Genomic DNA, 26,085 nt, shown 5'->3' on the forward strand with positions numbered 1-26,085 from the left:
AGCGCAAATTTTAATGCCCAATGACTATAGACCAGAACTACGGTGTTACCCAGTGTGCATAAGTTTATTTACCGTTTGATTACAATTATTCAGAATAATCTTTGCAAAGCGTGACTGAGAGCAGTATAAGCCGTCGTTTTTTCATGGATATGTGCGTTCACCCGCAAACTGGCATCGGGATTGCGGGAAAACCACATTGATCGCACTTATCATTAAAAGCGCAAGACCAAGTGGTCGGATCACCTGCAAACAATAAGGAAACGCCATGACCCTACGTAATATCCTTGCAGCAGCCTGCCTGCTGCTGCCCCTGTGGGCTTCCGCTCACAGCATTGAAAAAGGACAACGTGTACCGCCAGTCGGCATTGCTGACCGGGGAGAATTGATTCTCGACAATGATAAGTTTAGCTATAAAGCCTGGAATAGCGCGCAGCTCGCGGGCAAAGTGAGAGTTGTACAACATATTGCCGGTCGTACATCCGCAAAAGAGAAAAATGCCAACCTGGTGGAAGCGATCAAGGCCGCAAAATTCCCTCACGACCGCTACCAGACCACCACGATCGTGAATACCGATGACGCCATTCCGGGCTCCGGGATGTTTGTGCGCTCAAGCCTTGAGAGCAATAAAAAGCTCTACCCGTGGTCGCAGTTTATCGTCGACAGCAACGGCGTCACCCGTAAGGCCTGGCAACTGGAAGAAGAGAGCTCCGCCATTATCGTGCTGGATAAAGAAGGTCGCGTTCAGTGGGTGAAAGACGGGGCGTTAACCCAGGAAGAGGTGCAGCAGGTTGTCGACCTGCTGCATAAGCTGCTGGCTCAATAAATCGAGACGCGGAAGCCGGGGTTGAGGAAGGATTCGCGCGGGGTATAGTCCAGCGGCTTGCCCTGCCAGTCATGAACATGCGCCCCGGCTGCCGCGGCAACGGCATGCCCGGCAGCGGTATCCCAGACGTTGGTTGGCCCGAAGCGGGGGTAGAGCTGCGCATGACCTTCCGCCACCAGGCAGAATTTCAGCGATGAGCCAATCGAGGTGGTCTGGTGTTCACCCAGCTGTTGCAGATACTCCTGCAGCTCGCTGTCGCTGTGCGAGCGGCTAATCACCACCAGCGGTGGACGCGCATCGCGCACCTGGATCTGCTTGCGCACGCCGCACTCTTCCTTCCACGCCTTCCCTTCTGCGGCGCTGTACATCACTTTCATGACCGGCGCATAGACCACACCCAGCACCGCTTTTCCCTTTTCAATCAGGGCGATATTGACGGTGAATTCACCGTTGCGCTTGATGAACTCTTTTGTCCCGTCCAGCGGATCGACCAGCCAGTAGCGCTGCCAGTGCTGACGCTCCTCCCAGCTTTGCGGCGCTTCTTCTGACAGGACGGGGATGTCCGGCGTTAAGGCCTGTAACCCTTTCAGGATCACCTTATGCGCCGCAATATCCGCCGCCGTGACCGGAGAGTCGTCGGCTTTGCTGACCACCTCCATAGGTTTACTACCGTCATACACCTGCATGATGGCATCTCCCGCATCCCGTGCGAGCTGACAAATTTTATCTAGCATTTTCCACCTCTTTGTTAACGCAGTGAGGTTAACTCTTTGTTTTAGTTATATCGTAATGTGAACAATTCCGCTATCTGTGAAGCAATTCCGGTTTCAGGTTACATTTTTCTGTCAGGATTCACATTTCTGTAAGCAACAAGCTATAGATACATACTCTTTTGTGGTCTGCATCGAAAAAAGGACTCCTCTGATGATTAAGTTTAGTGCAACGCTTCTGGCGACGCTGATTGCAGCGAGCGTTCAGGCGGCGACGGTAGATCTGCGTATTCTGGAAACGACCGATCTGCACAGCAACATGATGGACTTCGATTACTACAAAGATACCCCGACGGAAAAATTCGGACTGGTACGTACTGCAAGTTTGATCAATGCGGCGCGTGGCGAAGTGAAAAACAGCGTGCTGGTCGACAATGGCGATCTCATTCAGGGCAGTCCGCTCGGAGATTACATGGCGACCAAGGGGCTGAAAAAAGGCGAGATCCATCCTGTTTATAAAGCGATGAACACTCTGGATTATACCGTCGGCAACCTTGGCAACCATGAATTCAACTACGGTCTGAAATACCTCCATGACGCCCTGGCCGGTGCGAAATTCCCGTACGTTAATGCCAATATCATCGACGTTAAGACCCAAAAGCCGCTCTTTACCCCTTACCTGATTAAAGAGACAAGCGTCGTCGACAAGGACGGTAAAAAACAGACGCTAAAAATCGGCTATATCGGTTTTGTCCCACCGCAGATCATGACGTGGGATAAAGCCAACCTCGACGGTAAAGTGACCGTGAACGACATCACCGAAACCGCTCGCAAATACGTGCCGGAAATGCGTAAAAAAGGCGCCGATCTGGTGGTCGTTGTCGCCCACTCGGGTCTCTCCGCCGATCCGTACCAGGCCATGGCAGAAAACTCCGTTTACTACCTGAGTGAGGTCCCGGGCGTTGACGCAATCCTCTTCGGCCACGCCCACGCGGTCTTCCCGGGCAAAGATTTTGCCGGCATCAAAGGGGCGGACATTGAGAAAGGCACGCTCAACGGCGTGCCGTCGGTGATGCCGGGCATGTGGGGCGACCATCTGGGCGTGGTGGACCTGGTGCTGAACAACGACAGCGGCAGCTGGAAGGTGACGCAGTCAAAAGCTGAAGCGCGCCCGATTTACGACGCTGCGGCTAAAAAATCGCTGGCGGCTGAAGATAAAAAACTGGTCGACGTGCTGAAGCACGATCACGACGCCACGCGCGAATTCGTCAGCAAGCCGATCGGCAAATCCGCCGACAACATGTACAGCTTCCTGGCGCTGGTGCAGGATGACCCGACCGTTCAGGTCGTCAATATGGCGCAGAAAGCCTATGCCGAACACTTTGTGCAGGGCGATCCGGATCTGGCAAAACTGCCGGTCCTGTCCGCCGCAGCGCCATTCAAAGTGGGCGGGCGTAAGAATGACCCGGCAAGCTATGTGGAGGTCGAAAAGGGCCAGCTGACCTTCCGTAACGCCGCCGATCTCTACCTCTATCCGAATACGCTGGTGGTGGTTAAAGCCACCGGGAAAGAGGTGAAAGAGTGGCTGGAGTGCGCTGCCGGACAGTTTAACCAGATTGATCCGCACAGCAGCAAGCCGCAGTCGCTGATTAACTGGGACGGCTTCCGTACCTACAACTTCGACGTGATCGACGGCGTGAACTACCAGATTGACGTCACCCAGCCGGCGAAATATGACGGCGAGTGTCAGGCGATCAACCCGCAGGCGGAGCGCATCAAAAACCTTACCTTCAACGGCAAGGCGATCGACCCGAATGCCACGTTCCTGGTGGTGACCAATAACTACCGTGCCTACGGCGGTAAGTTTGCCGGTACGGGCGATAGCCACATCGCCTTTGCTTCTCCAGATGAGAACCGCTCGGTGCTGGCGGCGTGGATCAGCGCGGAGTCGAAAAAAGCGGGAGAAATTCATCCGGCAGTGGATAACAACTGGCGTCTCGCGCCGATCCACAGCGATACGCCGCTGGATATCCGTTTTGAAACGTCACCGTCCGATAAGGCAGCCGCGTTTATTAAGCAGAAGGCGCAGTACCCGATGAAACAGGTCGCGACGGATGATATCGGGTTCGCGATTTATCAGGTGGACTTGAGCAAGTAAAAGCAAAACAGCAACGCACGTTGCCGTTTTTGGTGTTTGTTCCCTCTCCCTGTGGGAGAGGGCCAGGGTGAGGGCATCAGGCCGCACATACCCGGCTTTTACGCCGCGCGATCGTCCCTGTTCGCCATCACCTTCGGCGTATTAACCTCAATCCAGTCCGCCAGCGCGGCGACCTTCTCGCTCACCTCAACGCCCAGCGGCGTCAGGCTATACTCTACGTGCGGCGGCACCACCGGATACGACACGCGATCGACAAACCCGTCCAGCTCCAGCGCCTGGAGCGACTGGGACAGCATCTTTTCGCTCACCCCGCCCATTTTACGGCGCAGATCGCTAAAGCGATGCGTTCCCTGGCGCAGGGCCAGCAGGATCAGGACACCCCAGCGGCTGGTCACGTGTTTGAGCACCTCGCGTGAAGGGCACTGCTCCGCGAAAAGATTGCCATCGCGCATTTGTTCGCTGAGCGTCGGTATCGTTGTTTTCATACTTACCTTTTTGTACGTACTTACTAAAAGTTAGCTATGGTGCTAGTGTGCCACAACATCAGACAAACACGAAGGAGATTCATCATGATCGCGATTACCGGCGCCACCGGCCAGCTTGGCCATCTCGTTATCGAACAGCTGTTGAAAACCGTACCGGCCAGCCAGATTGTGGCTATCGTACGTAACCCGGCGAAAGCGCAGGCCTTAAGCCAGCAGGGGATAGTGGTGCGTCAGGCAGACTATACGGATGAAGCCGCCTTCGCCGCCGCGCTGAGCGGCGTGGATAAACTGCTGCTGATCTCTTCCAGTGAAGTCGGCCAGCGCGCAACCCAGCACCAGAACGTGATTAACGCCGCCAAAACGGCAGGAGTGAAATTTATCGCCTACACCAGCCTGCTGCACGCGGACAACTCACCGCTCGGTCTGCACGTTGAACACGTTGCCACTGAAAACGCGCTGGCGGCGTCCGGCATTCCTTATGCCCTGCTGCGCAACGGCTGGTATACCGAAAACTATCTGGCGAGCGCGCCGCCTGCGCTGGAACACGGCGTGTTTATTGGTGCGGCAGGCGAAGGCAAAATTGCCTCTGCTACTCGTGCAGACTATGCCGCGGCAGCGGCCAAAGTAATTGCTGAAGAGGGCTACGCGGGCAATGTGTATGAACTGGCGGGCGACCACGGCTGGACGCTGAGCGAACTGGCAGCTGAACTCAGCAAACAGAGCGGGAAGCCGGTCACCTATCAGAATCTCAGTGAAGCGGATTTTGCCGCCGCGCTGAAAAGCGTCGGCCTGCCTGCCGGGCTGGCAGATATGCTGGCGGACTCCGATGTCGGTGCCTCCAAAGGGGGACTTTTTGACGATAGCCATACGCTGAGCAAACTGATCGGGCGCGCAACGACGCCGCTGGCGCAGAGCATCAAAGCCATTCTGTAACGGCCTGACCGTTTTCTCCCGCGGCCGGGTGATTCCCCTTACCCGGCACGCACTTATATGGCATTCTGTCCTCCCGACAGATACCGAAACCCTGCTATGTTTACTGCGATAAACACGGATTCCGCGCCCCCTTTTATTCACTCCGTTGAGATGGGCAACGTCGCCCCTTTCCCCGCACTGCGCTACTGCCTGGTCTCATTCACCGCGCGTGATTACCATGACGGGCTCTTTGATAAATGGGGCATCCCTTTTCCCGTTCCGCTCAACAGCGCCGTGGTAAAACGCAGGGCGGAGTATCTTGCGGCACGCTATGCCGCGCAGCGGGTGCTGAGATCCTTCGGCTGTGACGCTACGCCGGGCAGCGCGCCGGATCGTTCTCCGGTGTGGCCTTCCGGCTGGCGGGGAAGCCTGTCACATTCTCATGAGTGGGCGCTGGCGGTCATCGCGCCAGAGGCGTCTGGCCTGACGCCGGGCGTCGACATTGAGTTTTTTGCCCCCGGGATGATGCAGCGGACAGCGCACCTGTTTACCACACCGCAGGAGCGGGAATGTCTTGCCGCCAGCCCGTTCGACGAGGCCAGCGCGCTACTCATCACCTTTTCCGCAAAAGAGAGCCTCTATAAAGCGCTCTATCCTGAGGTTGGCCGCGCCCTCGATTTTGACGCGGCCCGCGTGTGTCACATCGCGCCTGAACAGCAGAGGATCACCCTGGAGCTGACCCAAACGCTGTCACCTCAACGCGTAAAGGGCAGCCGGATCCAGGGCTATTATCAGCTCTCAGGCGACAGGGTTATCACGCTCATTGCCTGACGCCAGCAAGGGAGCCAGATACGCCATCACCATGTCGATGCCCTCCCCCGGACGGCGCAGCGGATTATGTCCCTGACCGTGGGTCTCTGCCAGCCTCGCGCCAGGCCAGGCGTTGACCAGGCATTCCGCTTCGACCCGCAATACGATGTCATCGCTGCTGTCGTGAATAACCAGAGCCGGCTGATCGACCTGCTGCAGCCCCTCATAGGCGTTAAAGCGCTGCCAGACCGCCTCGCCAATACCAAAGTACCCTTCAATATACCGTCGTAGTCTTTGCTGCTGACGACCCGGGAGATTCAGGATCGCGGCATATTTGGTGACCAGCCCGCTAAAGTGCGTCGGCGCCCCCACGATAACCAGCGCGCGGGTCCGCAATCCCGCCTTTACCGCATTAATAACGGATAACCCGCCAAACGAGTGCGCCACAATCGCGTCAAAACCCCCTTCCTGCTGCGCCAGCTGTTCAATGATTTCAATGAACTCGACGATGCTGCTCTGACGTCCAGCCGCGTTGCCATGTGCGGGGGCGTCAAACCCGATGACCTGAAAGCCCTTTTCGACCAGCGTCTTGATCAGCCTGCCAAAGTGGGAAGCCCTCGACTCCCAGCCGTGGGCTAACAGCACGGTAGGTCCCTCGCTGCCCCAGCGGTACACCACCGCATGTTTACCATTACTCAGAGGGAGAGACTCAATGCGGCTCGCCAGCGCCGTCATCTCTTTATCGCCTGCACGCGTCGGCACCCGGCGCGGCGTAAAAAACCGATTGCCCAGCCAGTCGGCGGTCGCCCCCGGCACAACCCGATCCATCAGGCGGATACCGGCCTTCACGCATGACACCATCGGTGAGCGCAGGTAGGCGGGGCCACGATACTGCTGGTAGGCTTGCTCAATCAGTCGATCAAATTGCTCACTCATGGGACTCTCCGGAAACACAGGGAACAGTGGACTTAACCGCGGATGATTCAGACTGACGGATCAGGGCACGCTCTGCGTCACTGGCAACGTGTTCGTCCCAGTACGCGAGTTTTGCTTCCATTCGCTTAAACCACAGCGGCGGGATCAGCGCGTAAAAAATATGGGCGACATACCCTTTTTCGATTCCCACCGCGTAGCTGTGCGCCTGCAAATTCCAGTATTCACGACGCGGATGGGTGTGATGATCGGAGTGGCGCGTCAGGTTCAGCAGACCGGCCGACGAGGCCCGGTTATTGCAATCCCAGCTGTGTCGCGGCTCCACGCGCGTGCCGGGCAGACGAACCAGACCGTAGTGCTGGATATAATTCACCGTTTCAAACAGGAACTTAGAGACCAGCATGGTCACCAGGCACGCCAGCGCGCCCCGGACGCCCGCCGCCGTAAAGCATATCGCCACGATCAGCAGGCTCATCAGCACCCCGCTCACCACCCGGTTCACCAGCATGGCCCCGCCTCGGTTCTGCAGCGACAGCCGCTGCGCTTCCACCTGCCAGGATTCAACATACTGCGACAGAGAAGAACGGATAAAGAAGCGATACACACTCTCCCCACGACGCGCCGTCGCGCCGTCCGCCGGGGTCGCCACGTTAGGATGATGCGAATAGACGTGTGAAATCGAAAACTGCGCATCGCCGACCAGCGCCAGAAGCCAGCGCCCGACCATCATCGCCGCCAGGCTGTGGGTTTTGTGGATAAGCTCATGGGCCACCACGGTGTTGGTGCTCATGGTATAGCCGGTGGAGGCCGCCGCAAGCAGCAGCTCCGGCACAGTTAGGTGATGCAGCGCCATGATGTTGTAACCCGTCAGGGCGGAAAGCCATGCGCCAAACCCGAGCAGATCGCCCGGCGCGGCCTGCCAGATCAGGGCGAACAACGCCAGCAGCGCGGCCGGGAGCTGTAAATACGGGATGATTTCCAGCAGCGCCGGAAGCCGGTAGCGGCGATCGGCGGTGTCGTGCGTGGTTGCGTTATCGAAAAGGAGATAGCTCAGCGTCACGCAGAGGATGGAAACGACGATCCACACGCCGCCGAGCACGGTTGTGAGCGCGGTCAGCGGAAAAAAAACGCAGGGGACAAGGGCAAATCTCAGGTAACTCAACATACGGGCTCCTTATTGTTATGACTGTTTTTTGCACCGACCGGCGGGGAGAAGCAGTCCATTTCAAGCAGGTGGCTCATCACCCCTCCGGCAAGCAGCCTTTGCCGGCACGCCTGCGCCAGCGCGGGATTGCCGCAAATCACGACGCGCCATTCGGCTACCGCCGTCCGGCGGGGATAGAGGGCGCGCCAGTCGTCCAGCCAGCAGGTAATGCGTCCTGCCAGCTCCAGCGCCTGAACCTCACGCTCCCGGGATAACGCGTGCAGATAGTGAAAACCGGGATAGTGCTGACGCAGACGCTGCAGTTCCTGCAGGTCGAATGTGTCCTGCCGCCTGTGAACCGCGTGGATCAGCATGACCTCGCGGTGGGGATGACGCGCCAGCGCGGCGCGGACCAGACCCAGCGTCGTTCCCAGTCCCGATCCACTGGCGATAGCCAGCAGAGGACCGTTACCGTCATCCCGCTGGCCGAACTGCCCCCGGCAGTCTGAGAGCCACACCTTCCGGCCAGCCGCCTGTTCATCACACAGCAGTGGGGATAACCGCCCCTCTTCACGGCGCGTGATATCCAGAACAATCTCTCGCCCCTGGCTCGGCCAGCTCACGGAGAAGCTCCGGATATCCTTATCCTTTTCGAGACCGACCTGAACGTATTGTCCTGGCTGAAAGGACAACGTCTGCTCCGCCAGCAGCGTCACGCGCCATACCGTGGATGAGAGCGCAACAGCCTGCTTAACTCGCGCAGGCGTCCAGGACGCGGATGCCGCGGCCAGCGTTAAATCCGATTCCGGCAGGCACTGGCATGCCAGCACGTGGCCCGCGGCAATCTCCTCCTGGCTGAGCAAATAGCTCAGGTCGACAAGCGAACGCACCTTGCCGCTCGTTACCCGGCAAAGACAGGATTTACACGAGCCGACCTGGCAGTTATACGGCAGGGAAACGCCGGCGTTGATCGCGCTTTCGAGGAGCGTATGGCCCGACGGCAAGGGGAATTCATGTCCCTCAAGCGTCCCCTGAAAATGACCACGTCGGGAAAACCATCTCTTCAGCATCTTATTGCTCCCCGCACAGCAGCAGCCCGTCGTCAAAGACGCTGCCCATCATCACTTTTCCGCCCATGGGCGCGGCAACGCTGACTGCCGCCAGCGACGCACCGTGGCTTTGATAGAAAAGAGTGGCCTGACTGATTTCACCCTGTGCACCGGTTGTCAGCCGCCACACCATGGACGGTGAATGCGCCTGGGCATCTTTCTGATAGGCGGCCAGCTTCAGAAGCTGCGGGTGCGCCGCCACCAGCATTCCCTGCCCGTCCGGCAGGATATTGTCGACACCATGCAGACCGCTGAAGCGCCCCAGCAGGACGGGCGCAGCCTCATTCGGCTGCCACGCCCAGCTGCTCACCGCACCGCGGGTGGTTTCCGCCACGTACAGACGCCCCAATTGTCGGTTGTAGTAAATGCCGTTCGCAAAATGCAGGTCATCGATCAGGGTATGCAGCCCCGCCTCGTCTGCCAGCAGGACGCTGGAGAGCGGCAGTCGCAGATAGTCCTCCACGCGTCCCGCGAAGCCCGTCCAGCGGTGATCGCGCGTCAGCAGCCAGCGGGTTTTATCAATCACGCTGATATCATTGATGTTGTTTCCGACCGCGCGCGACAAGGCGGGCTGATACTCAAGACGCATCTGCGCGCGATTAAAGCGAAACACATCAATGCTGTCCTCCTGGGGACGGTGGTTCACCACGTAGATCCACGTCTCGCCCTCCTGCTGCCAGACATCGATACCGTGCGGGAAAAAGGCATCCGGATAGTCACCGGCTAATCGCTGCGGCCTGTCGCTGCCGTTGAGATAATAGAGCGCGCCGGGCGCGCTGCCGTGCCGGTTGAGGCTACTGGCTATTGCCCCGCCATCCGATAAGGGCGCGATATCTTCCGCGCCCTCAATACCGGTGATTTTTTGGCACTGTTCACCGCCGCGCTCCTGCACCTGATAAAACAGTCCGGCATCGATCAGCAGATTAACCACGAACGCCAGCACGGCGCCCGCGAGGACGATAATCGTCAGCTTTTTCATGATGCGGCCAGTACCTCTGACGACGAGAATAATGCTTCGGCAGCCTCTTCTCCCTGCTCGGCCAGCACGGCGATCGCCTTGAGGAAGTGCTCCAGCAACGCACGGGCGCTCGCCTCGGTGAAATAGCGCATCTGGTAATCCAGCTCGACGGACAGCCCCTCTTTCGTCTCGAGAATGTTAACCATCAGCGGGAATTCGACGGCGCCGATCGGGAGGAGCGACAGGCTGGCCTCCCACTGCCGCAGCTCTGCCAGCGGAGCATGCGGCTCGACGTTAAAGGTCGCCAGCAGCGGAAGCGGCGCATCCTGACCGTGGAAGCAGCGTGACGGCAGGGCGGGCTCGTCGCGCTGCGCGAGGATGCCGTCATGGATTGCCCTGGCGACATCAGATAACGACGCACAGGCGGCGCTGTCGATACACAGCGGCAACAGCCGGACGCACTGGCCGACAAGCGCATCGCCCTGCCCGAAATCCCGCCCGGCATCCGGCACGCCGACCGGCACCGGAGAATGACCGACCACCTTCTCAAGCGTCAGGGTAAAGAGCGCATTCAGCATCGCGAAGCGGGTCACCCGCAGCTCGGCGGAGGCTTTGCGCAGCTGCGCGGTCAGGCCCGGATACGACAAGCGCTGTACCAGCCGCTGCCCCTGATACGTCCGGGAAGGTGCCAGCACGGTAAGGACGTCTGGCGTTGCCCGGCGGGCAGGAAGCGCCGCAAGACGCGCAGGTAGCGCTGCCTCGCTGACGATGTTCTGCGCACGGATAGCCTGCAGATAGCTTGCCGCAGCCGCCAGGTCAGGGCGTTTACCCGACGCCAGGGCATCGTAAAGATGCAGCAGCTCGCGCAGCATCACCATGAACGACCAGCCGTCCGCCACCGAATGATGTGCCGCGATGGCGAGCGTGGTTTTCCCCTCATGGCGGACCAGCAGCAGTCGGGCCAGCGGCGCGGCGGTCAGGTCAAAGGGACGCGCGGCAAACTCAGCGAGACAGGCGGCAGGCGCCGCGTATTCCTCGCTGATATCGACGGTGGGCGCCAGGGCCACCTGAAGTTCGCCTGCGTCAGTGAACTGCATACGCATCGCGTCATGGCGCTCGCACAGCAGTTGCCAGGCGGCGCGCATGATCTCGCTGTCTACGTTGCGCGGCGTTTCAATGACGCCGCCGATCGTCCCGGCCAACCGCCCGCTTTCATCCCGCGCGGCCAGCTGCAGAAAACGCTGCTGGCTGTCTGCAACGGCATAGCGCGTGTCGGGGCGCAATCCGGCCAGTCCAAAGAAGCCGTCCACGCGCATAGCGTTAACGCTCTCTTTCACTGCCGCAATAAAGCGGTCGATATCCTCGTCCGTGTGCGCGACCGAGACAAAGCAGTTACGCCCTTCCCAGATGAAAATGCCGCGCAGCATCAGGTGGTGGAAGAGGATGTCGTAGTTGCCGTTGAATTTGAAACGGAACAGGCTGCCGGCAGAGACGATCTCAATCGGCGTACCGGTTGCAGAGAACCAGGTATTTAGCGACATCGTCAGACGCGCGGTTTTTTGGTTGATGTCGTCATACAGCGCCGGATGGGCTTTGATGTACTCCAGCACGGCTTTGCTTGCCGCCATGGTCAGCGGATGCTTGGAGAAGGTACCGGCAAAGAAGATCAGTTCAGCCTGCGGCCAGGAGTCATCGCCATACTGCCAGAATCCGCCGTCGATACTGTCCATAAAGCGGCTGGAGCCTGCAATCACGCCGATCGGCATACCGCCGCCGACGATCTTACCGTAGGAGGCGATATCCGCCTGAACGCCGTAATACGCCTGCGCGCCGCCGGCCGCCAGACGGAAACCGGTGATCACCTCGTCAAACATCAGCGCAATATTGTGGGTCGTCGTCAGCTCACGCAGGGTATGCAGGTATTCGCGCGGCTGATGATCGGGATAACGGCTCTGCACCGGTTCGACGATCACCACCGCCAGCTCGGCGGCATAGCGGGCGATAAGCGCCAGGCTCTCTTCGCTGCCGTAATCGAGCACCAGCAGGTCGTCCACCAGCGATGGCGGCGTACCGGCGGCAATCGGCGTGGCGCGCTCGGGGGTTTCTCCGCCCTGCTGCCGCCCCAGAATGCCGTCAAACACGCCGTGATATGAGCCGCTAAACAGCGCGACTTTATTTTTCCCCGTCACGGCGCGCGCCAGGCGCACGGCGCTCATTACCGCTTCAGAGCCGGAGTTACAAAATGCCACCCGCTGCTGGCCGGTCAGCTCGCTGATAAGCGTTGCCACCTCGCCCGCCAGCGCGCTTTGCGGCCCGATCTGCATGCCCCGCGCCAGCTGGTCGGCAACCGCCTGCTGCACGCAGTCCGGTGCATGCCCCAGCAGGTTGGCGCCAAACCCCATCGTAAAATCAATATACTCGTTGCCATCAACGTCCCAGATGCGCGATCCCTGAGAGCGTTCCCCCACTAAGGGGTAAAGCATCTCCTTGGTGGATAAACGAAAGCCCGCAGAGGCCCGGTTATCCGCCAGCACGGCGCGGTACTGCTGGGCATTGCGTTTCGACCCGCCTGTTTTATCGACAAACCGCTGGGTGAGCTGCGCCAGATGCTGGTCGCGCTCGGTGCCCAGGGAGACCTTTTTCGTCTCTTTTTTAAACCAGCTGCTGTGCGCGCTGGCCTTCACCGGTGCGGCCGGGGTGGCGACAGGCGCTGGCGCGATGACGTCCGGCATCGTTGGCGCGACGGGCATCGGGAGAGTCTGCGCCGTGCCGTTGAGCAGCGTGAGCTGCTGGGACATAAGCTCCAGCTGGCGGGCAATCAGATCCTGAACCGCGCCAGGCACCGGCTTGCTGGTTCCCGGCATGGCCACGACAGGCTGCGCCGCCTGCCCGGCGGTTTCCGGGGTGCTGAGCGGAGCCGCAGCCGCCGCTGGCTGCGCGTGCTCCACCACATAACCGATCACCGCGTCCAGCGTATTGAGCTCTTCAAACAGCGCGCGTACCGGGATGGCCACGCCGTAGCGGTCCTTAATGGTATTGATGGCATCCAGCAGCACCAGCGAGTCCGCCCCCATTTCCAGGAAGGGCAGTTCGTCGTCAAGCGTGGCGGGATCCGCCTCAAGAAAACCGGCAATAATCGCTTTTATTTCAGCGGCTAAATGGTGTTGATTTGACATAGCGTCCTCTTTTGCAGATGGGGTCTGCGCTGGCGTCTCATCCGCCAGCCAGTAACGTTTGCGGCAGAACTGGATGGCGGGCAGGTTTAACGCCTCCCGCGTGGTCGCGTGGTACAGCCCGCTCCAGTTGATGTCGTGCCCGTGCTGCCACAGCGTTCCCAGCAGCGTCAGCAGTGATTTGTACTCATGTCGCCGATCGCCTGCGGCCAGCACCCGGTGACGGCGGTCGGTGGCGGTCACAAATTTGCCCAGCGAACTGTCCGCGCTCAGATCGATAAAGGTGAACTCACCCTGCGCAAGCACGTTTTGCACGCCCTGAAGGAAACGAACGGGCTGGCGAATTTGCCGGGTCCAGTAGTCGGCGTCGGTTTGGTCGCGCGCCTCGCCGTTCAGGTTGCTGTAAAACGGGATCGTCCCGCGGGTGAAGGTGACGTTGTTGACCAGCCACTCGCGCCAGGCACCGAGGATCGGATCCATCATCGAGGAGTGAAATGCGCTGGCGGTTTTAATTTTTCTGGCGTGGCCACCCTGAGCAGAAATGGCCTGGAGACAGGCGTCAATCGCCGTCTGGCTGCCTGCGATGGTGGTCAGCGTCGGGGTGTTGAATGCGGCAATATCAATGTCACCCGCCCAGGGTGAAATCAGCTGGCACACCTCGGCTTCACCGCTGAAGACAACCGCCATCGCCCCTTCCTGCGTCAGGGCTGACATCAACAGCGCGCGCTGATGAACCATAGCCAGCCCGTCGTCGAGCGAGAGATAGCCTGCGATGACCGCCGCGCAGTACTCTCCCAGGCTGTGCCCCATCACGGCTGCCGGACGGGGTCCAAACTGCATCACGCTCTGAGCAAGCGCGTAGCTACAGGCAAATAAGGAGAGCTGGCAGGTTCTGGCGCAGCGCTGCCAGCTATCGTCACGGGCAAACAGCGCCTGCGTGATATCAATCTGATAACGCTGCCGGATGGTCGTCGCCAGCGCGTCAAACTGGGCGCGATAGTGCGGCAGATGGTGATACAGCTCGGCCCCCATGCCGATTTGCTGGGTGCCCTGCCCCGGGAAGAGCCAGACCTGAGGCTGGGCTTTACCTGCTTTGCAGGCCGTGAGCTGCGCAAGGCTGTCCGCCAGCTGGGCGCGGTCCGCGCCATACGCCACGCCGCGATAGCGGGCCGCATCGTAGCGGGTGTTCACCAGCCGACACCAGGTGGCGATATCGCTCTCCTGACATGTCGATAACCCTTTTTTGACCGCCTCCCGCTGAAGGGGAAACGCCCCTTCATCATGTGAACCGATCAGAAGCAGGCCGTGGGGCGCAGCGGGCTCCTGGCGTTTTTCCACCGCTGGCGCGCTGCGCAAAATCACGTGACCGTTGGTGCCGCCGAAGCCAAAGCTGCTTACACCCGCGTAGCGTACGTCACCATCGGCATGCCATGAGGCAGGCTGCGCACCGCTTACCTCAACATGACGGCTAATCGCCGCAATATGCGGGTTTTTATGCTGGAAGTTGAGGTGCGGCACATATTGTCGGTAGTGCAACATCAGAGACGTTTTCACCACGCCCAGCACGCCCGCCGCCGCCTCCAGGTGGCCAATGTTGGTTTTAATCGACCCCACCTGGACAGGTGCGTTTTTTTTCCGGTCCGCAAATACCGCTTCCAGCGCCTGATATTCAATCAGATCGCCCAGCGCCGTTCCCGTTCCGTGCGCTTCGATATAGTCAATGCTATCGCTGTCCACTCCGGCATACGCCATTGCCTGCCGGATGACCGCCTGCTGCGATGGGCCATTTGGCGCGGTAATGCCGTTGCTGCGGCCGTCCTGGTTCACGGCGCTCGCCACCAGCGTGGCATAAACCCGATCGCCATCCGCCAGCGCCTGCGAAAGCGGCTTAAGCACCACAACGCCACACCCTTCGCCACGAACGTAACCATCGGCGCGGGCGTCAAAGGTTTTACACCGGCCGTCGGGGGCCAGCATCTGGGCATCGGTGAAGACTTTTTGCAAATGCGGCGTCAGCGCCAGATTAACGCCTCCGGCAATGGCCAGAGAACTCCGTCCGGCCCGCAGGCTTTGCATTGCCCCCTCTATCGCCACCAGCGAGGAAGAGCATGCCGTGTCGACAGCGACGCTTGGCCCTTTTAAATCATAAAGATAAGAAATTCGGTTGGCCGCGATGCTGTGCGCGTTGCCTAAGCCGCTGTATGCCGAGACGTTATCGCCGCAGGCCAGGGCATAGTCGCTGGCGCTGATCCCGACATAAACCGCCGTATCGCTCCCGCGCAGGGAGGATGCCTTAAGGCCGGCATCGGTGAGCGCCTGTTGAACGGTTTCTAACAGCAGACGATGCTGCGGATCGATATAGACGGCTTCGCGGGGAGAGATGCCGAAGTAGCCTGCGTCGAAGGCGTCGACCTCGTCAAAGAAACTGCCTTTACGGTTAAAGCCGTCAAGGGACGAGGTACGCCAGCGCTGCGCCGGGATCTCGCCGGTCGTGCTGTGGCCCTGCTGCAGCAGCGACCACAGCGCCTCCACGCCGCTATGCCCCGGCAGCTCCACGCCGATACCAATCACCGCAATGGCGCTTTCCGCGACGGCGGCGCTGACCGGCCGGACCGCAGCCGGTTCTCCCAGCGCGACCGCCAGCTGATTGATGGTGGGATAGTCGTAAATCAGCGCGGGAGAGAGCTCGCGGCCCAGCCGCTGTTCAAGCTCGCCAATGACGCCCACCGCCTGCAGAGAGCTCAAGCCAAAGCCGGTAAACGCGTCATCCCACCGGGATTCGCCGATCGTCGTGTTCAGCGTGTTGCCGATTATCCCGGCAATCAGCTCCGCCAGCGCGGGAGAGGTTTCCCCCGCGTGTTCAACCGGTTTCGACGCGTCCTGGCGGCTGCGCCAGGACACGTCCAGGGTCCCCTGCTGATACATCATCTTCGCGCGGGTGCGCTGTAATTTCCCGCTGGTGGTGCGGGGGATTGCCCTTCGTTCGACAAGGAGCAGTTCATCCAACGTAATGCCGTGGCGCTCCGCCACCGCCGCGGTCACGGACGGCGCCAGCGTCGCCATATCGAGATCATTTTTATGGCGCGTCATCAGCTCAAGCAGCGCTACCGGGCGCTCGTCTTCACTGGCAAACACGCAGACCGTCGCTTCCGCCAGCGCGGGAGCGGACTGGCGGATCGTCTCTTCAATATCCGTCGGGTAGTGGTTCTGGCCGTTGATAATCAGCAGTTCTTTGAGCCGTCCGGTGACGTACAAATGGCCGGACTGGAGAAAACCCATATCGCCGCTGCGCAGCCACGGGTGCGGATCGCCTGCCAGAGACGCCCGGAAGGTTTCGCGCGTGGCGGCATCATTGGCCCAGTATCCGGCGGCAACGCTCGGACCACGCAGCCATATTTCTCCGCTCTCACCGTCAGCAAGCGGCTGATGGTGGTCAGGATCGACAATACGCACCTCGGTATCAGTCAGAGCCTGCCCGCAGCTCACCGCACCGGCCTCGTCCGACACGCGGAGCCCCTGCCCTTTGTCCATTCCGGTGACGATGAGCGTGGTTTCCGCCATGCCGTAGCAGGGCAGGAACGCGCCGGGCCGGAACCCTGCGGGCGCAAAGTGTTCGCTAAACTGCGCTAGCGTGGCGGGCCGAATCGGCTCTGCGCCACAGAAAGCCACGTCCCAGCGCGAAAGATCCAGTACCTCAACCTGCTCTCGGCCAATCTTACGCACGCACAGATCGTAGGCGAAATTAGGGCCGCCGGAGGTCGTGGCCTGATAGTCGGAAATCTGTTTGAGCCAGTTAAGGGGGTTTTTCATTAACATCATCGGCGACATCACCCGACAGGGGAAGGCGCCGAACACGGGCTGCAGTAGACCGCCAATAAGCCCCATATCATGAAAATGCGGCAGCCAGATCGTGCCCCGGCTTTCGCTGTGGTGGCCGAAAAAGCGGTGAATGGCATGTGAGTTAGCCCACAGGTTGCCATGGGTCACCATCACGCCTTTCGGGGAGCCCGTCGAACCCGAGGTGTACTGTAAAAAAGCCAGATCGTTGTCTGCTACCGGAACGGGGTGAAATGCCCCGGAGAAGGTGCGTTCAAGATGATGCAGACGATAACCCGCAGGTAGCGCAGCTGTGTCTGGTTTGTCGAAGGTAAAAATAAGCGGGGATAACGGAAGTGATAGCTGGCCTAGCGTTTCTGCCCCCCTGGCTGTCGTAACAATACAGTCCGTTTGCGCATTACGTAATACGCCGGCAAAACGCTCCCACGCGCTTCCTGACGATTTTGCGGGCATCGGGACGGGAACCGCCACTCTGCCGGCGTAAAGACAGCCAAAAAAAGCGCCAATAAAATCTTCACCATCCGGATAAAGCAATATGACCCTGTCGCCCCGCTGCCCGTACTGCATTAAAGCCTCTGCAAGCGACGCGGCGCGCTGGTGTAGCTGGTCATAGCTTTGGCTGTGAATTTCACTGGCGCTGCGGACGAATTCAAATGCCGTCTGAGTAGTCTGTTGAACAGCAAGTTCGGGCAAAAGCTGGTTGAAGGAATGATATCCCCTGTTAAACAACTGATGAGACGGCATCATAATTCGCTCTATATTTTCAAATGTAATGAGGGTGGGAAGATTATTTTCCGGCGCGGCCAGCCAGCAGATCGTTACAGAAGTCGTTCCAGACCTTCAGCCACAGATCGACACGCTGTTCCATCTCGGCGTAGCGGTCTTCCGTCAGCGCCTGGCAGAACAGGATCCATGCATCTTCGGAGTGACCATCTTCAATGGACTCTCCCGTTTCGCTTTCTACATGGATGCTGTGATAGCCCTTCGTGACGTCTATATCCGTTGCTTTATCAACACCTTTTGCCCACGGCGTGGCAAAGTCATGGAAGACGGTCTCGGCCACGGCCAGCAAACCCACCAGCTGGGTATAGTCGCCATAGGCATTCTCCAAGGTTGCGCGGCAGGCCAGAGAGCTGGACATCGGCAGCCAGGATTTCACCTCGTGTTCCGTCATCCCCAGCTGCTGGATGGTCGTAAAGAACTGCACGTAGTGCGCCAGCGCGGGCTGGCCGTTGTAATTGCCCTCGGCGTCTTCGCCAGGGTGGAAGCCCAGTTCATCCAGCAGGTTGATTTGCAGCAGAAAACGGGCCGCCATTTTCGCCTGCGCGCCCAGCGGCGCTTCCAGCTGTTTCGCCGCGCTTAATGCTTCAATAACGGCATCGGTAAAGACTTGCGCAAACGCGTGATAAAATTCCAGATGGAATACACGCATCTGTTGAATATCAACTTCGCCGCTGTTCATTTTTGCCAAAATAGGGCTGCGCATCAGCGGATGGGATTCAATCCGGTCAATAAGCCTGTTGGCAAAGGCGCGGTTTTCGGTATAAACGTGCTTATCTACGGTCGCGACAATAGCGTCCCGACCCAGCTGGCGGGTATTCAGTAACGTTTTCATTTTTATTTCTCAGGTAGGTGATAGTTTACAGGGCGGAAACCCTGCCAATTGCCATTACAACTAACGCATACATTCCACAGCTAAACGGTATAACCTGCACATATTTAAATGGCAGATAAAAACACGATGCAATCAGCAGAACCGGAATACCCACCGAAAGTATCATCATGCAAATAACGGCATAATATTTATAGGTATAAGACACGGCGAGGTCATCAATACACATGCCATAAAGCATGGATATTAACGGCAGCATAATAAAGGCAATATGTGCCAGCCTTAACATTCTGCGATTTAAATCGGTATAGTTTTCATGTCCTTTGGGTGCGCGAAACGGTCCCTTAAAAGCGTACATCCCCATTAACCCACCCATCATTATGCCGACGACAATACCGCTCCAGCCAAAGGCAATCAGTATTGCACTGAGATTAGCCACTTTCTTTCTCCTGTTTAGTGGTGCACAAAGGTAAGGCGCCTGAGAAAATACAAGCACCTTTATTTATTAGAAATAAAATCAAATATAACGATTAAAAGTCCGGGTATTCTTTATCCATCGCGTATGTAATCGGTTTTTCAAATCCGGGAATAGTGATGCCATTCATATCAATCTTAATATCTTCCTCATTTATCCCCTGCTGGCCAAACAGATAAATGACATTGAGTTCACCCTGCGAAGCCGCCTCATCATACGCGTTAGCCTGACGTCGCACCTGGCGGTTACGCTGCTGATACTCCGCAAACACCGCGTCCCCATAGCGTTTGCGCAACCATTGATGGGTAAGCTTTGGCGAGTAAACCACCCCCGTGGCATTATTACCGCCAAAGCCTTTTGAATTTATAAAGGCAATATGCCCCTGGCCTTCCTCTAATTTGCAGTCCTGAACAGGTATGGTTAAGCGTGCGTTGTTCACCTGTGGCGCAATGTGCGACACGCTTTTAATTCCCGGCAAAATGCCATAGCGGAAGACGCCGAGGCAGCTGATGAGCTGGTCGCCGCTGGCGGGCCCCAGGGAGTGACCAAGATACGATTTCACCGCCGTCACCGGCCAGTCGCGAATCGAAAAGGCTTGCGCAACGCGGTCAAAAATATCCGCCTCGGAGACGCAATTCTTCGGCGTGCTTGAACCGTGCGCCTGAATAAACGATCCCTTCTGCACCGTCTCTATCCCCGCCATCGATACCGCTGAGGCTACCGCTTTCGCCATGGTGATGTAGTTCCCCGGCCCCGGTGACGCGATAGAACGCTTAAAGCCGTCAGCGTTGATGAAGACATTCCCCACCGAACCGTAGATCTCTGCCCCAAGCTGCAGCGCCAGCTCGTCGTCCATTAACACGACGTACTGGCTGGATTCTGCGATAACAAAACCGCAGCTGTTGCCAAACGGGCGGCTGCTGTTGCGCCAGTCGGCCGTTTCCGTTTCATCAATATGCTTAAGCTTGCTCTCCGTTGCCAGGGCACCCATGGCATCGAATCCTTCAATCACCTCTGAGGTGACCGGCGCTTCGGCGCTGCCCACAACGGCAACGCGAATGCGTCCCGCTTTAATATCTTCAACTGCCGCATTCAGGTTATACAGAAACGTGGCGCATGCCCCCAGCGTGGCGCTGGTATGACCGACGCTACCCAGCACATACGCATTGAGGAAATCGGCGCACATGCTGTTCAGGCCCAGCGGACACTGTTTGGCGCTGACGCGATGGCCTTTCAGGCGCGACTGGAGCATACCGCCAAAGCCATAATCGTCGAGCTGTCCCATGATATTGCCCGAATAGACCCCGAGCTGATCCGGCGTGATGTTGGCCTGTATCTCTCGCCACGGGATCCCCAGGGCGTTGATGGCGTCTGACGCTCCGACAATCGCCATTTGTAGCGCCCGCGGATGGAACTGCGAATTGTAATGGTCACCCGGGCGGAATCCCTGCGGCAGCAAACCTGCAGCCTGAACCTCCGTGCGCAACAATGCCTCAATTTTACAGTCCATCTCTCCCTTAACGGTAATACGCACACGCTGATCCGCTAATTCTTCAACGTGCCATCCCGCCGGTAAGGGTTGAGGTAATTGTCTGGAAGATATATTAAAACTGAATCCCTCTTCGCCTGAAACCATATTCAATTTTGCATGGCTGACGATAGCATCGACATCAAAATAGTCGCGCGTAATTTTTCGGATAAGGGTTCCCTCAAGCGCCTCGTCTTTTATCTTCGCGGCAGCCTGAGCAGGTGTAAATCTTTTACCGGAAATGTCGCAATATCCGCCCTCATCATATTTAAGCACGCCCATCAGAATGGCTAACGATAATAACGTCGCTTGCCTTTCCTCTTCCGATAATGACTCAATAATCATTCGACGAAATGCATGATGTGAAGAACTACGACCAGCTGGACCATAGCCGCCAAAAGCCGTTATTACGGGTAATTTCGCCATAATTCATCCTGTAGTGGTCGTGGATTTATTTTGTTAAGTAAGTGCGATAATTTCAGATATTAGTTTACAAATTACCAACAAAAGCTAATATGAAAATCCAGCCAAAATGCTGACTTTTTTGGCCAGGACAACGATGAGCTACCAAAAATAATAGTCAAAACAGGTATTAATCAAAAATGACAAATACACAAATAGGATTTGTGTTATGTGAACGCATGCTAAGTTCCGGTCTCAGTCTTCCGATTGAAATGTGGAAAGCCGCAGCCAGTAGCTATTTAGCCGAGCAAAAAACAACATCCCACGCAGACACGCACAAACCGGAGACGTCTTCATTCAGGCTCTGTCGTCCGGAGAATATACTGAAAGTTCATACTATTGGCATAAATAACGAGCCCATCCTGACGCACAGTGGCTTCAGCATTACCGCCGATACCACCCTTGCCGCAGACAGGCACTATGACGTTATCTATCTTCCCGCCCTGTGGCGCAATCCTCGCGCGGTGGTCAGACAACAGCCTGAACTCCTGGCATGGCTTAGCGAACAGGCGGCGCGAGGGACCCGCATCGCGGCCGTCGGAACGGGCTGCTGTTTCCTGGCGGAGTCGGGATTGCTCAACGGGAAACCTGCCACCACCCACTGGCACTACTTCAAACAGTTCTCGCGCGACTACCCCAACGTAAAATTACAAACCAAACATTTTCTCACGCAGGCCGATAATATTTACTGTGCCGCCAGCGTCAAAGCCCTCTCAGATCTGACCATCCATTTCATCGAAACGATATACGGGAAACGCGTAGCCACACATACCCAGCGGACCTTTTTCCATGAAATTCGAAGTCAGTTCGATCGCCAGTGTTACAGTGAAGAAAACAAACCGCATCCGGATGAAGATATTGTTCAAATTCAAATCTGGATAAAAGCCAACTGCACCTCGGATATATCTATGCAAAATCTTGCCGATATGGCTGGCATGAGTTTGCGCAACTTCAACCGTCGCTTTAAAAATGCCACCGACATGTCCCCCCTGCAGTATTTATTAACCGCCAGAATTGAATCCGCCATGACGATGCTGCAATCCACCAATTTGAGCATTCAGGAGATCGCCAATGCGGTTGGATATCAGGACATTGCGCACTTTAACCGCCAATTTAAGCATAAAACCACGGTGTCACCGGGGGATTATCGTAAGACGGTCCGGGCAAAGATGTTTAGTGCATAAACTCCGGTCATCTCTGATAATAAAATAGATGACCGCGAGGAGGCTCACCGTGCAAGGCGTACCGGAACAGTTTAATGATGAAAGAGACAGCGCGCGCTTTCGCCATCTGGCGCAGCTGCCGGGCCTGGAGCTTTATCATGCCCATATTTCTGACTACGCCTTTGAGCCTCACACCCATGAAGCCTTCGGGATCGGTACGATTGAAACCGGTGCCGAGCGCTTTCGCTATCGCGGGACACAGCATCTCGCGGCGGAAAAATCCGTCGTTACCATGAACCCGGACGAGATCCACACCGGCGAATCCGCCACCGAGGGCGGCTGGCGCTACCGGATGGTCTATATCGAACCCGACCTGCTGGAAGAGGTGACCGGCCTCCGGCACTGGTGGTTTAGCGACGTAACGCGTCATGACCCGCTGCGCTCGCAGCAAATCGGCAGGCTCATTTACGGCCTGTGGCACACGGACGATCCGCTTGCGCAAAAAGGATTACTGCTGGATCTGATTGAAACCTTCCAGCCGTTTGCTCATCACGCGCCGAGGGTTCAGGAAGGTGCGCACCGCTTTGAACGGGTACGCGAGTATCTGCATGACAACTATATGCGCGCTCTGACGCTGGACGAGCTCGCCAGCGTCGTTTCACTCAGCCCGTATCATTTCCAGCGCCAGTTCAAAGCCCATTTTCACGTGACGCCACATCAGATGCTGATGGCCATTCGCCTCTGGCGCGCCAAAGCGTTCCTCACGCACGGCATGCCCGCGGCAGAGGTCGCCGCCGCAACCGGGCTGACCGATCAGTCGCATCTCACCCGCGCGTTTACCCACCGCTACGGCATTACCCCCGTGCGCTACCAGAAGCAGGTCACCCGGCGCTAATGCGCAACCTCATACAATACGCGCGCATTTGCCCCACCTACACTGAGAACAGCGTAAATACCTGTGGATGGAAAAATGATTAGTGGAGTGTTGTATGCCCTGCTGGCCGGGATGATGTGGGGGCTGATTTTTGTCGGCCCGCTGATCGTACCCGAGTATCCGGCAATACTGCAGTCGACCGGCCGTTATCTGGCGCTGGGGCTGATTGCCCTGCCCCTGGCGTGGCTGGGACGGGCGCGCTTGCGTCAGCTCAGCCGTCAGGACTGGGGGACCGCGCTGGCGCTGACCATGATGGGCAATCTCATCTATTACGTTTGCCTCGCGAGTGCCATTCAGCGTACCGGTGCGCCGGTATCGACCATGATTATCGGCACGCTGCCGGTCGTCATCCCCGTCTTTGCTAACCTGCTCTACAGCCACCGCGATGGCAAACTGGCGTGGTCAAAAATGGCACCGGCGCTGATCTGCACCGCCCTGGGGCTGATATGCGTCAATATTGCCGAGCTGCGTCATGGGCAGGCGGATGTTGACCTGTGGCGTTACGGTTCTGGCATTCTGCTGGCGTTCATTTCCGTGGCGTGCTGGGCATGGTATGCCCTGCGCAATGCGCGCTGGCTGCGTGAGAATCCGGACAAGCATCCGATGATGTGGGCAACGGCGCAGGCGCTGGTCACGCTGCCCGTATCCATCGTGGGATATCTCGGCGCATGCCTCTGGCTGGGCCATCAGCAGCCGGACTTCACCCAGCCCTTCGGGCCAAGACCGTGGGTGTTTATCGGCCTGATGGTGGCGATTGCGGTGCTGTGTTCATGGGTGGGCGCGCTGTGCTGGAACATTGCCAGCCAGAAGCTGCCGACGGTGATCTTAGGGCCGCTGATTGTCTTCGAAACCCTGGCCGGGCTGCTTTATACCTTCCTGATGCGCCAGAGCGTGCCGCCGTTATTCACGGCCTGCGGGATCGCGCTGTTGGTCATAGGGGTGGTGATGGCGGTGAGAGCGAAGCCGGAAAAACCGCGGGTTATTCCGGCGTCGGAGATGTAATTTTTGCTGGGTGGCGTAGCCGCCACCCAGCAAACCCTTAAAACGTTTCCCAGTTCCCTTCTGACGCCGCGGCTACAGGCTGCGATTTTGGCACATAGGTTTTCACCGGTGCCGCTTTAACCGCCTGATTGCGGGTGATTTTGAACACCGCTACCGCTTCGTTCAGGCGTGCAGCCTGATCTTCCAGCGCCGCCGCCGCGGCCGCAGACTCCTCCACCAGCGAGGCGTTCTGCTGGGTCACGCGGTCCATCTCGGCTACCGCCTGGCCCACCTGGTCGATACCGCGGCTCTGCTCGTCAGAGGCCGAGGCAATTTCGCCCATGATGTCGGTGACGCGGGTAACCGCATTGACGATCTCGGCCATCGTGGCGCCGGCTTCGTTAACCAGCTGCGAGCCCGCGTTCACGCGCTCACCGGAATCATCAATAAGCGCTTTGATCTCTTTCGCCGCCTGAGCGCTGCGCTGCGCGAGGGTACGCACTTCCCCTGCCACCACCGCAAAACCACGGCCCTGCTCGCCCGCTCGCGCCGCTTCCACCGCCGCGTTCAACGCCAGAATGTTCGTCTGGAAGGCAATACCGTCGATCACGTTAGTAATTTGCGCGATTTTGCTGGAACTGGTGGCGATCTCATCCATCGTACGTACGACGCCTTCCACCACGTTACCGCCCTTCTTCGCCGTTGAGGAGGCGTCCAGCGCCAGACGGGACGCCTGACGCGCGTTATCGGCGTTCTGCTTCACGGTTGCTGTCAGCTGTTCCATGCTGGCTGCCGTTTCTTCAAGAGAAGCGGCCTGCTGCTCGGTACGGGAAGAGAGATCGTTACTGCCCGCAGAGATTTCGCCTGCACCGGTGTAAATCGTATCTGCGCCTTCACGCACCACGCCCACCGTGTTCGCCAGCGAGGTTTGCATCTCCTGAACGTTGCGCGCCAGGATGGCCATCTCATTTTTACCGTCAGCCTGAATCGGCTGGGTTAAATCCCCTGCCGCAATGGCGCGAATATGGTTAATCACCTCTTCCAGCGGCAGCAGCAGCACGCGGCGCATAGCAATCCAGCTGGAGATAATCACCACAATCACCAGCAGCATGACCGCAGAGAGGATCCACAGGATGTGCTTGTAATCACTTTCGTTATCCTGAATGCCTTTATCGGTGAGCGCGGCCTGCGCTTCACGCCATTCACGATAAACCGCCTGCATCGCGTTTTGTTTTTGTTCGGCATTCTGCTTGAACATATCTTCCAGATTGCCCTGGCTCAGCAGAACGTTCATTTGCGTCAGCGTTGTAGAGTAATTACGGTACTGCTCCTCAAGGCGATTAGTCAGGTTCTCATCCAGGCCTGGCGTATTCGGCAAGGCATAGTATTTATCGTAATGAACCTGCGCTTCAGTCAGCAGATTTTTCGCCGTGGTCACCAGCTCATTCAGCTGACCGCCGTTAATTTGAGAGGCCATGCTGCTTTGCAGGCGCAGCATCCCGCGGTTCAGGGTGACGCGCGCCTGGTTCAGACTGATCCACGCATCGGTAAACTCCGCCACGTTCTTGCTGGAGAGCTGCGCCACGGTGAAGTTGTCTTTATCGTTGTTCAGGGCGTTGATAAAGATACCGGCGGAAATCACTTGCATGATGCCGAGCACGAGCAGCACCGAAATCAAAAGGGTAATGACTTTTATACGTTTAAACATGCGTTGCCTTTGTTATATGCAGGTTTGTCTGACGTGGATATATCGGCAGGCGCAGCGGGTTGTTTACTGTTTCTCCACCTTTAAAAAGTTTCGAAACCACTTTCCTGAGCCCATTCAGAGAGTTAAATCGGATATTTTTTTGTGATCTGCATCTCACTTTTTCCCGTCCC

At 57.8% G+C, this 26,085-nt stretch carries 18 protein-coding genes; 7 read left to right on the forward strand and 11 right to left on the reverse strand.

Features of this window, described 5'->3' with window-relative positions:
• Positions 1-265 precede the first annotated feature (265 nt).
• Complete coding sequence (locus BM007_RS14025; protein ID WP_032651402.1) at positions 266-823, forward strand: YtfJ family protein; 558 nt, start codon at positions 266-268, stop codon at positions 821-823.
• On the opposite strand, the gene cysQ is transcribed toward BM007_RS14025, so the two are convergent.
• Positions 817-1,557, reverse strand: coding sequence for a 3'(2'),5'-bisphosphate nucleotidase CysQ (gene cysQ, locus BM007_RS14030; RefSeq protein WP_024907298.1), 741 nt, complete (start codon positions 1,555-1,557; stop codon positions 817-819). The genes BM007_RS14025 and cysQ overlap by 7 nt on opposite strands.
• 190 nt (positions 1,558-1,747) lie before the next feature.
• On the opposite strand from cysQ, the gene BM007_RS14035 reads away from it, so the two are divergent.
• The gene (locus BM007_RS14035; RefSeq protein WP_090419354.1) at positions 1,748-3,691 is read left to right on the forward strand and encodes a bifunctional 2',3'-cyclic-nucleotide 2'-phosphodiesterase/3'-nucleotidase; all 1,944 of its coding nucleotides are present in this window, start codon (positions 1,748-1,750) and stop codon (positions 3,689-3,691) included.
• Positions 3,692-3,789: 98 nt separating this feature from the next.
• Here BM007_RS14035 and BM007_RS14040 read toward each other — a convergent pair whose 3' ends face one another.
• Positions 3,790-4,176 carry a winged helix-turn-helix transcriptional regulator gene (locus BM007_RS14040; RefSeq protein ID WP_023334278.1) on the reverse strand — a complete coding sequence of 129 codons (387 nt, stop codon included), beginning with the start codon at positions 4,174-4,176 and terminating at the stop codon, positions 3,790-3,792.
• An 84-nt stretch (positions 4,177-4,260) separates the two neighbouring features.
• On the opposite strand from BM007_RS14040, the gene BM007_RS14045 reads away from it, so the two are divergent.
• Together BM007_RS14045 and BM007_RS14050 are read left to right on the forward strand one after the other, a co-directional pair.
• Positions 4,261-5,109 (forward strand): SDR family oxidoreductase, encoded by an 849-nt coding sequence (locus BM007_RS14045; protein WP_090419358.1) that lies wholly within the window; start codon positions 4,261-4,263, stop codon positions 5,107-5,109.
• Between the two features lie 96 nt (positions 5,110-5,205).
• Complete coding sequence (locus BM007_RS14050; protein WP_048989470.1) at positions 5,206-5,919, forward strand: 4'-phosphopantetheinyl transferase family protein; 714 nt, start codon at positions 5,206-5,208, stop codon at positions 5,917-5,919.
• On the opposite strand, the gene BM007_RS14055 is transcribed toward BM007_RS14050, so the two are convergent.
• The 8 genes from BM007_RS14055 to BM007_RS14090 form a co-directional block, all read right to left on the reverse strand.
• Positions 5,887-6,834 (reverse strand): alpha/beta fold hydrolase, encoded by a 948-nt coding sequence (locus tag BM007_RS14055; RefSeq protein ID WP_090419361.1) that lies wholly within the window; start codon positions 6,832-6,834, stop codon positions 5,887-5,889. The genes BM007_RS14050 and BM007_RS14055 overlap by 33 nt on opposite strands.
• The gene (locus BM007_RS14060; protein WP_090419364.1) at positions 6,827-7,996 is read right to left on the reverse strand and encodes an alkane 1-monooxygenase; all 1,170 of its coding nucleotides are present in this window, start codon (positions 7,994-7,996) and stop codon (positions 6,827-6,829) included. The genes BM007_RS14055 and BM007_RS14060 overlap by 8 nt, the downstream gene beginning before the upstream one ends.
• Positions 7,990-9,045, reverse strand: coding sequence for a 2Fe-2S iron-sulfur cluster binding domain-containing protein (locus tag BM007_RS14065; protein WP_090419366.1), 1,056 nt, complete (start codon positions 9,043-9,045; stop codon positions 7,990-7,992). Before BM007_RS14065 ends, BM007_RS14060 begins: the two co-directional genes overlap by 7 nt.
• A 1-nt stretch (position 9,046) precedes the next feature.
• Complete coding sequence (locus tag BM007_RS14070) at positions 9,047-10,063, reverse strand: arylesterase (protein ID WP_090419369.1); 1,017 nt, start codon at positions 10,061-10,063, stop codon at positions 9,047-9,049.
• A complete protein-coding gene (locus BM007_RS14075) occupies positions 10,060-17,799 on the reverse strand; it encodes an aminotransferase class III-fold pyridoxal phosphate-dependent enzyme (RefSeq protein WP_368073430.1) in 7,740 nt (2,579 codons plus the stop codon). The genes BM007_RS14070 and BM007_RS14075 overlap by 4 nt, the downstream gene beginning before the upstream one ends.
• A gap of 40 nt (positions 17,800-17,839) precedes the next feature.
• On the reverse strand, positions 17,840-18,667 hold the full coding sequence (locus tag BM007_RS14080) for a hypothetical protein (protein ID WP_090419372.1): 828 nt from the start codon (positions 18,665-18,667) through the stop codon (positions 17,840-17,842).
• 25 nt (positions 18,668-18,692) lie between these two features.
• The gene (locus tag BM007_RS14085) at positions 18,693-19,103 is read right to left on the reverse strand and encodes a membrane protein (RefSeq protein ID WP_024907308.1); all 411 of its coding nucleotides are present in this window, start codon (positions 19,101-19,103) and stop codon (positions 18,693-18,695) included.
• A gap of 91 nt (positions 19,104-19,194) precedes the next feature.
• Positions 19,195-20,673 (reverse strand): beta-ketoacyl synthase, encoded by a 1,479-nt coding sequence (locus tag BM007_RS14090; RefSeq protein ID WP_302847458.1) that lies wholly within the window; start codon positions 20,671-20,673, stop codon positions 19,195-19,197.
• Between the two features lie 596 nt (positions 20,674-21,269).
• Here BM007_RS14090 and BM007_RS14095 point away from each other — a divergent pair.
• From BM007_RS14095 to BM007_RS14105, 3 genes are all read left to right on the forward strand, one after another.
• Positions 21,270-22,313, forward strand: coding sequence for a GlxA family transcriptional regulator (locus BM007_RS14095; RefSeq protein ID WP_248165822.1), 1,044 nt, complete (start codon positions 21,270-21,272; stop codon positions 22,311-22,313).
• A 49-nt stretch (positions 22,314-22,362) separates the two neighbouring features.
• Complete coding sequence (locus BM007_RS14100; protein ID WP_024907311.1) at positions 22,363-23,187, forward strand: AraC family transcriptional regulator; 825 nt, start codon at positions 22,363-22,365, stop codon at positions 23,185-23,187.
• A gap of 75 nt (positions 23,188-23,262) precedes the next feature.
• Positions 23,263-24,228 carry a DMT family transporter gene (locus BM007_RS14105; protein ID WP_024907312.1) on the forward strand — a complete coding sequence of 322 codons (966 nt, stop codon included), beginning with the start codon at positions 23,263-23,265 and terminating at the stop codon, positions 24,226-24,228.
• A 37-nt stretch (positions 24,229-24,265) separates the two neighbouring features.
• Here the strand turns inward: BM007_RS14105 and BM007_RS14110 are convergent, their stop codons facing one another.
• Entirely contained in the window at positions 24,266-25,915 is a 1,650-nt protein-coding gene (locus BM007_RS14110; RefSeq protein ID WP_024907313.1) for a methyl-accepting chemotaxis protein, read from the reverse strand.
• Positions 25,916-26,085 lie beyond the last annotated feature (170 nt).

This window comes from Enterobacter sp. NFIX59 (assembly GCF_900113755.1).
Taxonomy (GTDB): Bacteria; Pseudomonadota; Gammaproteobacteria; order Enterobacterales; family Enterobacteriaceae; genus Enterobacter; species Enterobacter pseudoroggenkampii.